At 62.0% G+C, this 15,024-nt stretch carries 12 protein-coding genes and 1 pseudogene; 9 read left to right on the top strand and 4 right to left on the bottom strand.

Annotated elements, in window-relative coordinates; genetic code table 11:
• The 5 genes from hutU to hutG are packed head-to-tail and all read left to right on the top strand — an operon-like array spanning nt 1 to nt 5,794.
• Nucleotides 1-1,707 carry a urocanate hydratase gene (gene hutU, locus RMET_RS14310; protein ID WP_011517412.1) on the top strand — a complete coding sequence of 569 codons (1,707 nt, stop codon included), beginning with the start codon at nt 1-3 and terminating at the stop codon, nt 1,705-1,707.
• Nucleotides 1,704-2,279: a HutD/Ves family protein gene (locus tag RMET_RS14305; protein WP_011517411.1), complete on the top strand. Its 576-nt coding sequence runs from the start codon at nt 1,704-1,706 to the stop codon at nt 2,277-2,279. The genes hutU and RMET_RS14305 overlap by 4 nt, the downstream gene beginning before the upstream one ends.
• A complete protein-coding gene (gene hutI / locus RMET_RS14300; protein WP_011517410.1) occupies nt 2,276-3,523 on the top strand; it encodes an imidazolonepropionase in 1,248 nt (415 codons plus the stop codon). The genes RMET_RS14305 and hutI overlap by 4 nt, the downstream gene beginning before the upstream one ends.
• Nucleotides 3,520-4,929 carry a formimidoylglutamate deiminase gene (locus RMET_RS14295; protein ID WP_011517409.1) on the top strand — a complete coding sequence of 470 codons (1,410 nt, stop codon included), beginning with the start codon at nt 3,520-3,522 and terminating at the stop codon, nt 4,927-4,929. The genes hutI and RMET_RS14295 overlap by 4 nt, the downstream gene beginning before the upstream one ends.
• 49 nt (nt 4,930-4,978) lie before the next feature.
• On the top strand, nt 4,979-5,794 hold the full coding sequence (gene hutG / locus RMET_RS14290) for an N-formylglutamate deformylase (protein ID WP_008644124.1): 816 nt from the start codon (nt 4,979-4,981) through the stop codon (nt 5,792-5,794).
• A gap of 119 nt (nt 5,795-5,913) precedes the next feature.
• Here the strand turns inward: hutG and loiP are convergent, their stop codons facing one another.
• Entirely contained in the window at nt 5,914-6,663 is a 750-nt protein-coding gene (gene loiP, locus RMET_RS14285; RefSeq protein WP_011517408.1) for a metalloprotease LoiP, read from the bottom strand.
• Between the two features lie 116 nt (nt 6,664-6,779).
• On the opposite strand from loiP, the gene RMET_RS33970 reads away from it, so the two are divergent.
• The 3 genes from RMET_RS33970 to RMET_RS14270 all read left to right on the top strand — a co-directional run bounded on the left by RMET_RS33970 (nt 6,780) and on the right by RMET_RS14270 (nt 8,910).
• Nucleotides 6,780-7,178 carry a hypothetical protein gene (locus RMET_RS33970; RefSeq protein WP_196776400.1) on the top strand — a complete coding sequence of 133 codons (399 nt, stop codon included), beginning with the start codon at nt 6,780-6,782 and terminating at the stop codon, nt 7,176-7,178.
• Between the two features lie 119 nt (nt 7,179-7,297).
• A complete protein-coding gene (locus RMET_RS14275; protein WP_157139111.1) occupies nt 7,298-8,329 on the top strand; it encodes a site-specific integrase in 1,032 nt (343 codons plus the stop codon).
• The gene (locus tag RMET_RS14270) at nt 8,326-8,910 is read left to right on the top strand and encodes a 3'-5' exonuclease (protein ID WP_011517406.1); all 585 of its coding nucleotides are present in this window, start codon (nt 8,326-8,328) and stop codon (nt 8,908-8,910) included. The genes RMET_RS14275 and RMET_RS14270 overlap by 4 nt, the downstream gene beginning before the upstream one ends.
• A 590-nt stretch (nt 8,911-9,500) precedes the next feature.
• Here RMET_RS14270 and RMET_RS33965 read toward each other — a convergent pair.
• The 3 genes and pseudogenes from RMET_RS33965 to RMET_RS14255 form a co-directional block, all read right to left on the bottom strand.
• Nucleotides 9,501-10,193: a hypothetical protein gene (locus tag RMET_RS33965; protein WP_011517405.1), complete on the bottom strand. Its 693-nt coding sequence runs from the start codon at nt 10,191-10,193 to the stop codon at nt 9,501-9,503.
• Nucleotides 10,194-10,395: 202 nt separating this feature from the next.
• Nucleotides 10,396-10,494 (bottom strand): annotated as a pseudogene (locus RMET_RS34525) (AbrB family transcriptional regulator); the annotation flags it as partial.
• A gap of 2,434 nt (nt 10,495-12,928) precedes the next feature.
• Nucleotides 12,929-13,333, bottom strand: a complete 405-nt coding sequence (locus tag RMET_RS14255; protein ID WP_011517403.1) for a hypothetical protein — start codon at nt 13,331-13,333, stop codon at nt 12,929-12,931.
• Nucleotides 13,334-13,481: 148 nt separating this feature from the next.
• Here RMET_RS14255 and RMET_RS14250 point away from each other — a divergent pair, with 148 nt between their 5' ends.
• Nucleotides 13,482-14,501, top strand: a complete 1,020-nt coding sequence (locus tag RMET_RS14250; protein ID WP_011239917.1) for an IS30-like element IS1086 family transposase — start codon at nt 13,482-13,484, stop codon at nt 14,499-14,501.
• Nucleotides 14,502-15,024 lie beyond the last annotated feature (523 nt).

Below are 15,024 nucleotides of genomic sequence, written 5' to 3'. Positions count from 1 at the left end.
ATGAACGCCAACGAACACCAATTCACCCAGACGCTGCGTGGCCCGCGGGAGATCCGCGCGCCGCATGGCAGCCAGCTTCACTGCAAGAACTGGCTGATCGAAGCCGCCTATCGCATGATCCAGAACAACCTCGACCCCGACGTGGCGGAGCGCCCGCAGGATCTGGTGGTCTATGGCGGCATTGGCAAGGCCGCGCGCAACTGGGAGTGCTTCGACGCGATTCTCGACTGCCTGCGCCGCCTGGGCGAAGACGAGTCGCTGCTCGTGCAGTCGGGCAAGCCCGTCGGGGTATTCCGCACCCATGCCGATGCGCCGCGTGTGCTGATCGCCAACTCGAACCTGGTGCCGCACTGGGCAAACTGGGACAAGTTCAACGAACTCGATCGCGCCGGGCTGATGATGTACGGTCAGATGACTGCTGGCTCGTGGATCTACATCGGCACGCAGGGCATCGTGCAGGGCACGTTCGAGACCTTTGCCGAAGCAGGCAACCAGCACTACAACGGCGACCTGACCGGCAAGTGGATCCTGACCGCTGGCCTGGGCGGGATGGGTGGCGCGCAGCCGCTGGCCGGCGTGCTGGCCGGTGCTTGTGTGCTGGCGATCGAATGCCAGGAATCGCGCATCGATTTCCGCATCCGCACGCGCTATCTCGACAAGAAGGCCACCACGCTCGATGAAGCGCTGGCGATGATTGCCGAGGCCACGAAAAATGGCCAGGCGATCTCGGTGGGGCTGCTCGGCAATGCCGCAGAGATCGTGCCGGAACTGGTGCGTCGCGCGCAGGCCGGCGGTATGCGGCCGGACATCGTCACCGACCAGACTTCCGCCCATGATCTCGTCAATGGCTACCTGCCAGAGGGCTGGACCGTGGCGCAATGGGAGGACCTGCGCCAGCGCGATCCAAAGGCCGTGGAAGCGGCCGCGCGTACGTCGATCGTCAAGCATGTGGAGGCGATGCTCGCGTTCCAGCAGATGGGCGTGCCCACGCTCGACTACGGCAACAACATCCGTCAGGTGGCGTTCGACGAAGGCGTGAAGAACGCCTTCGATTTCCCCGGCTTCGTGCCGGCGTATATCCGTCCGCTGTTTTGCCGCGGCAAGGGGCCGTTCCGCTGGGTGGCGCTCTCCGGCGACCCCGAGGATATCTACAAGACCGACGCCAAGATGAAGGAACTGTTCCCGGAGGACAAGCACCTGCACCGCTGGCTCGACATGGCGCGCGACCGCATCGCGTTCCAGGGCTTGCCCGCGCGCATCTGCTGGGTTGGTCTCGACGAGCGCCATCGCGCGGGCCTGGCCTTCAATGAAATGGTGAAGTCTGGCGAACTGAAGGCGCCCGTCGTGATCGGCCGCGATCACCTCGACTGCGGCTCGGTGGCATCACCGAACCGCGAGACGGAGGCGATGCGTGACGGCTCCGACGCCGTGTCTGATTGGCCACTGCTCAACGCGCTGCTGAACACGGCTGGCGGCGCCACGTGGGTCAGCCTGCATCACGGCGGCGGTGTTGGCATGGGCTTCTCGCAACATGCTGGCGTGGTGATCGTTTGCGATGGTACGGACGCCGCGGCCAAGCGCATCGAACGCGTGCTGTGGAACGATCCTGCCACCGGTGTGATGCGTCATGCCGATGCCGGCTACGAATCCGCCATCGAATGCGCGAAGGAAAAGGGACTGAATCTGCCGATGGTGAACCGTACATGAAGTTTGGACTCGACAGGATCGTGCCGACGCCGTGGAAGAACGGTGGCGGCACCACGCGCGAAATCGCCGTATGGCCGCCGGGCGCGGGCATGGATACGTTCGACTGGCGCATCAGCGTGGCCGATATCGCCATGGACGGGCCGTTCTCGGCGTTTCCGGGTATCGACCGACAGATCGTGCTGATCGACGGGGCTGGCGTGCATCTGCAGGCTCACGACGATTCGTTTTGCCACAAGCTCAGGCACCTCGGCGAGCCGTTCGCATTTTCCGGCGATAGCGCCGTCCACGCGACGCTGGTTGACGGCCCGACGCGCGACTTCAATGTCATGACGCGTCGCGGCGTTTGCCGCGCGGAGGTTCGACTGATGCGTCAGGCGTTCACCGCCGACCCCACCGACGCCACGGTGCTGATCCTGGTGCTGCGCGGCGCATGGGATTGTGGCGACGGCCAGCACATGACGGCTGGCGACGGCATCGTGATGGTGCCCGGAGCGCCGGCCGTCACGATGATTCACGATGAGATGTCCGCGCTGTGTCTGCGCGTGGCCTTGCATAAGGAACCGGTCCGATGAAATTCAACGAAGCGCCGTCAGCCGACGGCGTCTGGCATCACTGCCATCTGCTGCCCGCCGCCGATCCGGCGCAGGCGATTCGTGATGGCGCCATCGTCGTCGAGCAGGGCCGCATCGCATGGCTCGGCGCATTCGCCGCGCTGCCCGACGTATATCGCCATTTGCCGCGGCACGACGCCAACGGCGCGTGGATCACGCCAGGACTGGTCGATTGCCATACCCATCTGGTCTATGGCGGGCAGCGTGCCGACGAGTTCGCGATGCGGCTGGCCGGCGCAAGCTACGAAGAGATTGCGCGCGCGGGAGGCGGCATTGTGTCCACGGTGCGCGCCACGCGCGAGGCGGACGAAGCCACGCTGTTCGCGCAGGCGTCCGCGCGGCTCGAGCCGCTGCTCGCGGAAGGCGTGACCGCGATCGAGATCAAGTCGGGCTATGGCCTGTCGCTGGAAGCTGAACGCAAGCAGTTGCGTGTGGCGCGCCAGCTTGGCGAGACCTATGGCGTCGCCGTCCATACGACGTTCCTTGGCGCTCATGCGCTGCCACCCGAGTACGCCGGCCGCGCCGACGCGTACATCGAGCTGGTCTGCGAGACGATGCTGCCGGCGCTGGCTGCGGAAGGGCTTGTCGATGCGGTCGACGCGTTCTGTGAGGGCATTGGCTTCTCGATCGCGCAGACCACGCGCGTGTTCGAGGCCGCCGCGCGCCACGGCCTGCCGGTCAAGCTCCATGCCGAGCAACTGAGCAACCTGGGCGGCGCGGCGCTGGCAGCGCGCCACAAGGCGATCTCGGCCGATCACCTCGAGCATCTCGACGAGGCCGGTGTGGTGGCGATGGCCGAAGCGGGTACCGTGGCCGTGCTCCTGCCCGGGGCGTACTATTTCCTGCGTGATACGCAACTGCCGCCGCTGGCGCTGCTGCGCAAGCATGGCGTGCCGATGGCGATCTCGACCGATCACAATCCAGGTACGTCGCCCACCACCTCGCTGCTGCTGATGATGAACATGGGCTGCACGATATTCCGCATGACGGTGCCCGAGGTGCTGGCCGGTGTGACGACACACGCGGCGCGCGCGCTCGGCGCGGCCGACCGGCATGGCCTGCTGGCGGTGGATCGCGCCGCCGATTTCGTGCTGTGGCAGGTCGCGTCGCCGGCCGAGCTTGCGTACTGGTTCGGCCGCAATCCATGCGCCGCCGTCGTGCGGCGAGGGCGGGTATTCCGCAAGGGAGAAGGTTGGCAACGATGACCGCAGTGACAAGCTTGTTTGCGCCGCACGCGTTGTTGCCCGGCGGGTGGGCACGCAATGTACGGCTGCAATGGGACGCCCACGGGGTGCTTACGTCGGTCACGACGGATGTGGCACCTGCCCCCGGAGAATCGCAAGCGGCAGGCCCGGTATTGCCCGGGATGCCGAATCTCCATTCCCATGCGTTCCAGCGCGGATTCGCGGGGCTCACCGAGTACCGCAGTGTCAGCCAGACCGCTGACCCGGCCGGTGGCGATTCGTTCTGGAGCTGGCGGGCGCTGATGTACCGTTTCGCGCTGCGCTTGTCACCCGATGCGCTGGAGGCCATCGCGACCCAGCTCTACATCGAGATGCTGAGCGCGGGCTATACGAGCGTGTGCGAGTTTCACTACGTTCATCACGATGTCGATGGCAAGCCGTATGCCGATCCGGCGGAGATGTCGCTGCGGCTGTTGCGCGCGGCGCAGACGGCGGGCATAGGCATGACGCTGCTGCCGGTGCTGTATCAGACAGCGGGCTTCGGCGGAAAGCCTCCGCAGGATGACCAGCGACGCTTCCTCAACGATACCGATGCGATGCTGGCGCTGCTGGAAAAGCTCGCGCCCCACTGCGCGGCCTATGGGGCGCGACTCGGCCTCGCGCCGCATTCTCTGCGTGCCGTGCCGCCGCACAGCCTGGCCCAGGCCGTCGCGCACCTGCACGCGATGGACGCGACGGCGCCCGTGCACATCCACATCGCCGAACAGCAGAAAGAGGTGGATGAATGTCTGGCGACCACGGGCGTGCGTCCCGTGCAGTGGCTGCTCGATCACGCGCCGGTGGATGCGCGCTGGTGCCTGGTCCATGCCACGCACATGGACTGGGACGAACGCCGGCGCCTGGCGCACAGCGGCGCGGTGGCGGGCATCTGTCCGACCACCGAGGCGAACCTTGGCGATGGCGTGTTCGACGCGGCGCCGTACCTTGCGCAGAACGGCGCATGGGGCATCGGCTCGGACAGCCATGCCAGCGTGAGCGTGGCCGAGGAACTGCGCCTGTTCGAATATGGCCAGCGCTTGGCCATGCAGCGGCGCAATGTGCTGGCATCGGCGCGGCATCCGCAGGTGGCGGATCTGGTCTGGCTCGATGCCGTGGCTGGCGGCGCGCGCGCGTCGGCGCGTCCGGTGGCGGGGCTGGCAGTGGGCCAGCGTGCCGACTTCGTCGTGCTGGATGGCAATCATCCGACGCTGGCTGGCCTGGACGGCTCGCGCGCGTTGGCCACGCACGTGTTTGCCAGCCACGGACATGAGACACTAGCGGAAGTCCGCACCGGCGGCATGTGCCGCGTGCAGCATGGCGTGCATCCGCAACAGGCGGAGGCGGGCCGGTTGTTCGCCGAGGCGCGTGCTCGCCTGCTGGCCGACTGAGCCAGGCCGACCGAGCCTGGACTGCAATCCCGAAGCCCCAGAGACAACGATGTCCTTCACCACCGATATCCCCGCTTTCACCCTGCATCGCGGCACACGCCCGCTGCTGGTGTCGATGCCGCACGTTGGCACCCATCTTCCCGCGAAACTGGCCGAGCGCCTGACGCCAGAGGCCCGCACCGTGCCGGACACCGACTGGCACATGGATCGCGTCTATGAATGCGCGCGCGAACTGGGCGCGTCGATCCTGATGGCCACGCACTCGCGCTATGTCATCGACCTGAACCGCCCGCCCGATAACCAGAATCTGTACCCGGGCCAGGACACCACGGGCCTGTGCCCGGTCGATACGTTCGACAAGACGCCGATCTACGCCGATGGCACGAACGGGCCGGACGATGCGGAAGTCGCGCTGCGCCGTGGCGCAGTCTGGCACCCGTACCACAACGCGTTGCAGGAAGAGCTGGCGCGTCTGCGTGCCGAGCATGGGACGATTGGCCTCTGGGAAGCGCATTCGATCCGCTCGATGCTGCCGCGCTTTTTCGAAGGCAAGCTGCCGGATTTCAACCTGGGCACGGCCGATGGCAAGAGCTGTGATGCTGGCCTGGCAGCCGAACTGATCGCGATCGCCGACGCGGTGCCGAACCATACCGCGGTGCTCAATGGCCGCTTCAAGGGCGGGTATATCACGCGCCAGTATGGCAACCCGGCACAGGGCGTGCACGCGGTCCAGCTTGAGCAGACGCAGTCGTCCTACATGGAAGAGGTGTACCCGTTCGCGTACAGCGAGGCCAAGGCCGCCGCGATCCAGCCCGCTATCCGCAAGATGCTGGAGACGATGCTGGCGTTTGTCGAAGCGCGCTGATGCGCCTGCGGTGTTCGTTCCTCTCCCGCTTGCGGGAGAGGAGCGGGGGCCAGCGGTTCAATATGCCGTACGTCGCATCCTGAACCTCCACACCCGCTCCCGCGCCTGGGAGCGCGAGACTACTTCCCGCTGGCGATCCGGTCCTGAATATGCTGTGCGCGCGCAGCCGAACCGGGGTGCGAACTCAGCATGCTCGACTGGCCGCCATCGAGCTTGGCCAGTTTCTGGAATGCCGTGACAAGCGCCTGGCGGTTGGCGCCGTTCTTGGTGAGCAGGTCGAACGAGTAGTCATCGGCCTGGCTCTCCTGCCGCTGCGAGAACTGCGCATTGACGAGCTGCTCGCCGAGCGCGCCCAACTGCGACGACGACAGCGCGGTCAACGTGGCGTTGCCCGTCGAACCGAGCAGTCCACGCGCGGCGGCGGTGGAATAGGCCACCTGCATTGCCGACTTGGTATGGCCCAGCGCCACGTGGCCGATCTCGTGACCGAGCACGCCGCGTACTTCGTCGTCACTCATCATGTCCATCAGCCCGCTATAGACCCGCACGCAACCATTGGCCATGGCCCACGCGTTGACATCCTTGGTCATGTAGACCTTCGCATCGAGCGGCAGCCCGGTGTTCTGCAGACCGCTCATGATTTTCACGAGCCGTTTCGAATAGGTGCTGTCCGGCGTGGCCAGCGTGTTCTGCTTGTCCATCTGGGCGCAGGACTGGTCGGACAGTTGCTTGACGTTGGCATCACTGAGTGTGGCGGCCGAGAACATGCTGGTGCCAGCCTGGGTGAGGCTATCCATATTGGCGCCGGCGCAGCCAGCCAGTAGTGCGGCGCAGGCGACGGCCGCGGTTGTGGCGGTAAGTCGGATCATCTTCATTCCCTGTGTTGCAGTTTTCGAGGATTGTTCGTGCCGGCGGGTCTTCGACGGGCCCGCTCGATCGCACGGTAGAAGAATAAGCAACGGATGCGCCTTTGCGCCAGCGGGATATGTCTTACGTATTCGTGCACAGCCTGCACGATCGGCTCGGTGAGCCGCAGTACGTGGAAGAGCAGGGCTTCGACCGGGACAGCGACAAGCCGGCCTCCGGCGGGCTATACGCGGTTGGCAAGTGGGAAGGTAGCCAGACCGCCACGGGCCGGGGGCACCTGAGCCTGATGGGCAGCGATGGTCATTCCAGCACCGATGCCAGCGCCAGGGGCAACCCGGACAATGCCAAGGGCAAGGTCGAAGACTGGAGCGTCGGTTTCGCCATGCCTGGATCCTCCACGCTGGCGGTGGATAGGTTGGCAATGGAATCGATGGGGGAGTTGGTGCCCGGGGTCGGACTCGAACCGACACGCCTTGCGGCGGGGGATTTTGAGTCCCCTGCGTTACTTCCTGCTTAACCTTTGTGTACAATGATTTACACAAATGTGGATCGAATTTCTGGGAAAAAATGGGAAAAAGCAGGGCGATTGAAAGTGGCATCTACCAGCGTGGCCCGTACTCCTTTCAGGTCAAACTCATGGTCGATGGCCACCGCGTCACGGGTACCTTTGACACACTGGATGAGGCCCGAGCCTATAGAAACAGTAAGCGTGCTGCCTTGGCACTCGATCCCGACGCGCGGCGCGTCTTGGATGCACGGGTGAAACGCCACGAGGTTAAGGCTGCCACGCTGTCGCTGGCCCTGGATAGATACGAGAAAGAGGTATCCGCCAAGAAGAAGTCGGCTGAGTCGGAGGCGCACAAGATCACCCGGCTCAAACGGAGCAAGCTGGCGAAGATGAGCCTTTACAGGATTACCGCAGATGACGTTACGGCCTTTCTCAAGGATTTGAAGCGAGACCAGCCAGGGCCATTGCAGGGCCAGCCGCTCTCTGACGCGACCAAGCGAAAGCTGGTTGCACTTCTCTCGCACGTCTTCACTATTGCTCGCAAGCGCTGGCGAATGGCAGTTGCAAATCCTGTTGCCGACATTGAGTTGCCGTCGCACGGGAAATCTCGAAAGCGACGTTTAGAAGAGGGGGAGGAGCAGCGTCTTCTAAGGGAACTTGCGAAGGCTCGGCAGGCGGCCATTGTTGTTCCGCTGGTTCGGTTAGCCATCGAAACTGCGATGCGCCAAGGGGAATTGCTTGCGCTGGAATGGAAGGACCTGCGGATCGCCGACACGCATGGAACGGCCATGCTGCATGACACTAAAAACGGAGAGCCGAGAATTGTGCCGCTGAATGCTACCGCGTGCGAAATTCTAGGTGCGATGCCACGCCCGCTGAAAGGAGGCCCTGTGTTCCCAATCAAAACAGCGGCGTTGCGGGCAATCTGGGAGTTCGCGTGCGAGCGGGCTTCCATTGAAGGGCTCAGATTTCACGACTTACGGCATGAAGCAACTAGCAGGCTCTTTGAGCTGGGGCTAGGACGTATTGAGGCAGCATCGATCACGGGGCACAAGACGCTGCAGGTTCTAAAAAATTACAGCCACCTCAGGGCTGAATGGCTAGCTCAGAAAATGAATCAAGCGGCGAGTTCTCAGGGCCTGGCGGCGCGGCAGCTATGAACGCCCCTGTGCTGGTAGTGGACCTTGAGGCGACGTGCTCGGAGGACATGGCGGCAGGATGGGAGATGGAGACGGCAGAAATCGGTGCGGTCTGGGTCCGGGGCAACGGCACCGTGCTCGATCACTTTCAGTCGTTCGTTCGACCGGTCGTGAATCCCCAGCTCACCGCGTTCTTTACCAACCTGACCGGCATTAGTCAAAGCGACGTCGATGATGCCCCGTTGTTCACGGTGGCGGCAGAGCAGCTGCGCCAGTTCGTCGAGCGGTACCAGATGCCGGGGTCGATCTGGGTCAGCTGGGGTGCTTGGGATGCCCGGCAGCTTTTGCGAGACTCCGCCCGGTACCGGATTGCCGAACCGATTGCGCTACCACACCAAAACGGGAAGAGGCTATTCGCGAAGGCGCAGAAGATCGGAAAGGAAGTGGGCATGGCAAAAGCCTGCCAACTCGCGGGCCAAACTATCGCGGGCACCCATCATCGTGCCCTGGACGATGCCATGAGTATTGTCGGCCTGTTGCCGTTCGTGTTCGGTGAGAAGCTGTTGAGGGCGCAGCACCAGGCAAACCACTCTGCCCCATAGACATTCACCGTTCGTTCCTCCGAGGCCCGCCTGGACCATCGGGAGAAACACGACATCAGCGGGTTGCGAGAGGCCCATCGGTAGAAGCACGAAAGGCCTGCGGCGAGATCCTCCATCGCTAGAAGCACGATATCCGGCGTTGTTCGAGGGCCGCGAGCGGGGCTTGGCAGCCACAAAGTGCCGCACTTTGCGAAGGACCTCTTTAGGTTGTTGTGGTCCTCACAGGTCATCACCTGCTGGCCGCGACACAGTGGGCACACCCCGCTGGCCTGGGCTCAGATCATCGCTGGAAGCACGAACCAGCAGCGCCAGCCTCATCGCTTCGGGAACGATAGCGTTGAGGCATCGAGAAGGTCCAGCGAAAAATGCACCGCCTCGTAGCGTTCAACCAGGGTGGCCAGAACTTCGAGGCGATCTCCATCCGGTGAGCCAGGTGCCGGGTCAACATCAACTAGGCCAGATACGATCTGCAACGCTTCCTGGTAGTCGCGTTCATTATGGATTGAGTGGATTTCTATCTTCGTTACTCCAGTTCAACGGTTTGAGCATCGACTCAGGCGCTCCCCATGCCCCTTCCCGTTTCGGAATCATTACTCTAGAAAAACGCGCTGACCGTTAAGGTAACCTGTATGAGCGGCGGCCTGCAGCGCGTGGCCTCGTCGCCGCTTGTCTTCGGCGGCCTCCATTAGTGCTTCGAGGGTTGGCCAGGGCGACGCTGCAGGTGCGCCTTGGGGTGGACGACCACGCAGCGTCTCCCGGCTCAGAACAGCGTGATAGGCCTCTTCTAGAGCCTTTTCTGCAGTGGCCCGCAATGATGGGGAGTCTTCGATTGCGCTGCTAAGCATATCTACCTGGATCGCAAGCTCAGTGCAGTCGTGATAAAGCATGTAGGGCCGGCGCAGGTTGCGGATGATGCGCCGACCATGCCGAAATACCGCGGAGCGGTAGCGCCCGGCGACGGTCTCAAACTCGCTCGCAATGGCGCTCCAATCGATGGAGCTGGCAATCTCTGTCAGCTTGTTGGCGTCACGCTCCGCCGTCACCTCGCGGAGTTGTAGCAGCAGGGCATATGTCACACCGAGATGGCGGCTGTAGTCGGACTCTTCAGCCGGACAGACCTTGCGCAGTCGGATTTCGCCTTTCCCCGACGGGACTAGTTCCAGTTCGTCGCCGATACCCCAGCCCATTACGGCCATGACCTCATCCGGCAGTTCCAAGATTCGGTCCACGCTGCCGTTGCCCGCATCTTGAAGCCTGGCCTTCCATGTGTTTGTGTTCCCCATATACATTCACCTTGGTAAATTCCAGCGTTATCTGAGATAGGCATGCGTGGTGGTCGGATCGGTGAGGCCATAGATTGCAGGCCGTCGCGGGTCATGGCCGCTTCTTCGGCGTCTTTGTGCCGCCAATAGACAATGGCGCACCAAAGCTGTGCTTCACCCGCACTCGACCTTTAAGTCCTCTGAATCGGCGAGCTGCTTTCCCCCTCTCAACTTGCTCGTGCTCGCCACGGCCTTCGGCCATGAAGTCTGGCCCAAACTTGGCGAACTTCTCCGGCTCGCGAGGTTCACGCGGCCTTTCCTCGCTTGAAGGCGGAGCATCCCAAGCACTCTCGATTCTTTTGCCCCTCCACAGCCCGAATACATCAATGTCCGCTGGTGGCGTGATTCGTAGCCACTGGCCGAGCACTTCCCGCACACAGTGCTGGCATAGATCGAGGCTGACTGTATTGCCGTCGCCGAACACCGAATCGAAACCGCAGGAGTGCTCAAACGACAGTCGCTCTTGCCATTCGCCAGGCCCATCAGGAGTCAGGCGACGCTGGCAGCGGTCACAGGTACACGCAGCCAGCTCTTGGATGGTTCGGGATTGATATTCGCGCATAGCAGACCTCGGTGGGAAACAGCGTCGCATCACGATAGGGGCGCGGGGCAAGTGGGGCAAGCAGTGCCTAGCGCGCGGGCAATCCGTAGGGTTGTCCATCTGCTGTGCATGGCTTGTCCCGCGGTCCCGCCCGCCAGGGCGGATGTCCACACGAGGGACCGCGTCCGACGAGGCTACCGTCGAACCGCCCCTCTTAGATACACTGCGATTTCGTCCGGAGGTTCGCCTGCGACCGGTGAATCATGGGCCCCAGCCCCATATTCCGCTGGAACCACTTGGGCACCTCCGAGACCGGGGCGCGGATTCAAATTTGCTCCGATAGACAGAGGTTGTCGAGCCGTCGACGTGATGTCGTCAAATCCGAACTCATATCCTTGTACTACAACCCTTGCATCCTCCGGATAGCTCCGCAGGATCTCAATTAGCTCCGCCACGTTCATCGGCCTCTCCTAGACATCCGTCATGTTTGACACAAACAAGTCGAAGGCGGCCACGGCCGTCGAGCATGCGGCGATCCGAGCGCGCTGGCTCGCAATCACAATTGGCACCCGAGACGGGGTTCGGTGGGATTTAACGACAAGATTTAGAGCCGGTCGCAACACTGCTACAAGTGCTTTGGTGTCGGCAGGCTGAGCATCGACTAGGTCGGGTGCCGCCGTGCACAGCACATCTTCAAGCAGGGTGGTAGATATAATGGGAGTAGCCATGTCGCACCTCTCTTACAGGTGGGTTGTGGTAGGTCTGTGCCAGGTAGCCGCCTGGCACAGACCGCTTTCAAAACTAGCTGCGCGTTTCTGGGAGATGCCCCATAGACGTTCACCATCTGCAGCCGGGACGTGTCGGCGCGAATGTTCTCAGTGCAGCGATTGAGCTGGCGAGCTACCTCATAACGCCGAAGTATTCCGTCCATTCTGCAGAGTCAATATCGAGATGGCTATGAATGTCGGCGTCCGCAGTCACAACTAGCCGCTCTAGCATGGCTCTTTTCGTTACTGCGTAACGTCTAGCCAATCGCCCTAGCGCCAAGTCAGCTTCGGTCGTTATCCACATGTTTAGGCGACGCTCTCCGTTGCCATTGTCTCCTGCTGTTAACCGTCGCGAGCGATATGCTGCCTGCCGCTCTGCAGAAGTTCTGGCCATTCATTTCTCTCGCGTTACTGGTAACAACGGCGACTGTATGAAATGCGTGAGTCGCGGTCAATATATATTTTAAAACTTTGAAATTTTTGCGGCGCTATAATACGCAATAATACGAATAAATACGGTTTATGTAGTACGGAGATAGTGGTGGAGGGTAAAGATTGAGGGAGGCAGACCTATCTTCCTCGGCTGTGGATAAGTCGGCGATTTCCACAAATTCTTCGCGCATTAACAGTCAGTAAATTGCGCATGAACGGTCAGAAGAGACTTGCCTAGCCACGCATGAACGGTCAGATGCGCACGCATAAACGATCAGAAGACTTACCCGCAAGGCACTCTACTACAAGGGCATCGGGGTTCCTCCTGTAGTTCTGCCTTTAATAATTTCCTGTAAAAACTAGTAGTTAGAGGACGCGCCGCTGTGGATAACTCCACTTTGCAATCGCAAGCACACTCGGATCATCACGACACACCTTGTGCCGCGCGCTGTGGTCCACCCGCGCCCGCCCGTGCACAACTGCGCTGCCCACACTTGCGCGTGGACAGCCCCGGCTCGCTGGCCGGGGTCCCGCAGTTGCACACCGCCTCCTCGCGAGACTTGCCCTTCGGGCCTGACGCGCCCCGCAGGGGCTTGCCCTAGTGAGATAGAAAGTCAATGCGAGCCCTTCCCTGCAAGCCATTGCCGTCGATTACCAGGGCGGCGTCGCGCGCGCCGCCGCGCCCGGATCGAGCCGCACGGGGACCCGCGGCGCAGGCGCGGGGAGAGCGGCGGCCCGAAGGGACGATCCGGCTGGGCCGTGAATCGACCACCCTGAAGGATTGTTCAACTGATGCATCTGCCCTGTTTTTGCCGCATGCACTGACTTGACTGGGTGAATTTGATGGTTCCATATCGTATTTCGTATCGTATTTCGTATCGTATTTCGTATCGTATTTGATACGATACGATGACCATACGCGGATCGGCCCGTTTCCATCGCTGCGGTCTTATCGATTATGACGACGGTCGCGCCGCTGCCGGCACCCCACCCATCACCGACGCCCGGTGTGCGCCGTAGAATTCCATGTTGACGGCGACGATGTTCGGTGTCTCAATGACCTGGTACGCGAATATCTCTTGGTGCGGGCCGAGCCTAGGTAGCTGCTCGAAATCTAGGTCCGTCTTTGCCCGAACCTTGGAGAGTGCCAATGCGAGTTCTGGGGTGACCCGTGGCTCGACGGGAATGAACAGCGGACAGACTTTCAAGTTGCCGAAGAGCTTTCGCTGTCCACGGTGGTGATGGAAATAGAGCGCTCGCGCTACCTTTTCCAGGCATGCGCTCAGAAGTTCGAAATTGAGCGGGAAGTCTTTCTCTATCACCAGCGCCTTGCTGTGCCATCGGACGCCGTAGCGATGCAAGTTGCTGCTGTTCCTTCTCGCAAGCCTGACGACGCTCCTAGCTGCGCCGCTCGTGATCGCACTGGGGATGTTCGAGGCGCTCGCACCTAATAAGAAGGCGGCCTCAAATCTGAAGTGCAACACCTTGCCATTCGGTAAGGTGTGGTGAATGACGAGAACGAAGTACCAACAACTACAACCCGAAGAACGCATGCGCATCGAGATTTGGAAGGCAGAAGATGTCAGCCTGCGGGCCATGGCCCGCAGGCTTGGCCGCGCGCCTTCGACACTGATGCGTGAGCTTCGCCGCAATGCCACCGCCCGTGGCGGCTATGGCGCAATGAGCGCACAAGCCTGCCGTACGCAACGCCTCAAGGCCAGCCGTCCGGTCGCTAAGCTCGCTCCTGATGGCGTATTGTGGGGCGTGGTGCGCCACTTCCTCGATCAGAAGTGGTCGCCCCAGGAAATCTCCGCTACGCTCAAGCGGGCCTTTCCTGACCAACCCGACCTCAACGTGTCCCACGAGACCATCTACAACGCCATCTACGCATACCCGCGGGGTGAGCTGCGCCGCCAGCTCATCGCCTGCTTGCGACAGGCCCGAACCAAGCGTCTGCCGCGCTCGCGTGGAACCGACCGGCGCGGCCAGATTCCCGACATGGTCAGCATTCACGTGCGCCCGCCCGAGGTGAACGACAGGCTGATGCCCGGGCACTGGGAGGGCGACCTCATCAAGGGGGCGGGCAACCAATCCGCCGTAGGCGTGCTGGTTGAGCGCATGAGCCGCGCCGTACTGCTGGTCAAGATGCCAGACGCCACCGCTGCATCGGCTCTGGCCGGCTTTACCGGGAAGCTGCAATCCCTGGTGGCGCCGCTGCGCCAGACCCTGACCTACGACCAGGGTCGAGAGATGGCCAGGCACGCCGAACTGAGCGCCGCCACTGGCGTGCGAGTGTACTTCTGCGACCCGCACAGCCCCTGGCAGCGCGGCACCTGTGAGAACACCAATGGTCTGCTGCGCCAGTACTTACCCAAGGGCACCGACCTGTCCGTCTACTCGCAGGAGGAACTTGACGCCATCGCCGACAGCCTCAACGGCCGCCCGCGCAAAACCCTGAACTGGCACTCCCCGCTACAAGTCCTCGCTCAGGTTCTGGCCAATCCCACGGACCGGCTTCCTGTTCAATAACCAAGGGGTGTTGCGCTTCGCACTTGAAACCGCCGAACTTCAGGTATTCGTCTGCCTTCGAGTTGGCGTTGTTGTGCGTCACGCAGGACGGCACTGTCATCAATCTCGACCAGTCGCCTCCCTTCGGGAACAGGCATTTGGGCGGCACATGTTCCCGCCCCGTACCTTCGGCGTCGCAGTGGTAGCAGGTTGTAGTCTCAAAATCAGTCATAACGTCCTTTCGGGCGATTCGATGGAACGGATGATGTCACTGCGTTGCAGACTCCCTGACCCGCAGCGGACCCACGCCGAAGCGGCCTCGGTCGCTTTTTGATGTACTTCGCGCATTGTCACGCGCCTCGATCAATTAACGTATATGTTAATTGCGACCTATGGAGGCGTCATGCAAGCGAGGCACTCTCGCGTTGATGTTGGCTTCGCAGACAAAAAGAAACAAGAACGTAGCAAGGAACTGCGATTCGATCACTATTACAAATCGCATGGTTTCCAAATGCGTAGTGCGCCGAATATCTGGTGTTGGAAT

Source organism: Cupriavidus metallidurans CH34 (assembly GCF_000196015.1).
Classification (GTDB): Bacteria; Pseudomonadota; Gammaproteobacteria; order Burkholderiales; family Burkholderiaceae; genus Cupriavidus; species Cupriavidus metallidurans.
Note: the sequence above shows the minus strand (reverse complement) of the source record. Positions and strands in the feature narration are given on the sequence as shown.

What these genes read in the sequence shown, in the direction of transcription:
- RMET_RS33970 (WP_196776400.1), top strand. Translation starts at nt 6,780, where the DNA reads ATGTCTTACGTATTCGTGCACAGCCTGCACGATCGGCTCGGTGAGCCG.
- RMET_RS14295 (WP_011517409.1), top strand. Translation starts at nt 3,520, where the DNA reads ATGACCGCAGTGACAAGCTTGTTTGCGCCGCACGCGTTGTTGCCCGGC.
- hutI (WP_011517410.1), top strand. Translation starts at nt 2,276, where the DNA reads ATGAAATTCAACGAAGCGCCGTCAGCCGACGGCGTCTGGCATCACTGC.
- RMET_RS14275 (WP_157139111.1), top strand. Translation starts at nt 7,298, where the DNA reads ATGGTCGATGGCCACCGCGTCACGGGTACCTTTGACACACTGGATGAG.
- hutU (WP_011517412.1), top strand. Translation starts at nt 1, where the DNA reads ATGAACGCCAACGAACACCAATTCACCCAGACGCTGCGTGGCCCGCGG.
- RMET_RS33965 (WP_011517405.1), bottom strand. Translation starts at nt 10,193, where the DNA reads ATGGGGAACACAAACACATGGAAGGCCAGGCTTCAAGATGCGGGCAAC.
- RMET_RS14250 (WP_011239917.1), top strand. Translation starts at nt 13,482, where the DNA reads ATGACGAGAACGAAGTACCAACAACTACAACCCGAAGAACGCATGCGC.
- RMET_RS14270 (WP_011517406.1), top strand. Translation starts at nt 8,326, where the DNA reads ATGAACGCCCCTGTGCTGGTAGTGGACCTTGAGGCGACGTGCTCGGAG.
- RMET_RS14305 (WP_011517411.1), top strand. Translation starts at nt 1,704, where the DNA reads ATGAAGTTTGGACTCGACAGGATCGTGCCGACGCCGTGGAAGAACGGT.
- hutG (WP_008644124.1), top strand. Translation starts at nt 4,979, where the DNA reads ATGTCCTTCACCACCGATATCCCCGCTTTCACCCTGCATCGCGGCACA.
- loiP (WP_011517408.1), bottom strand. Translation starts at nt 6,663, where the DNA reads ATGATCCGACTTACCGCCACAACCGCGGCCGTCGCCTGCGCCGCACTA.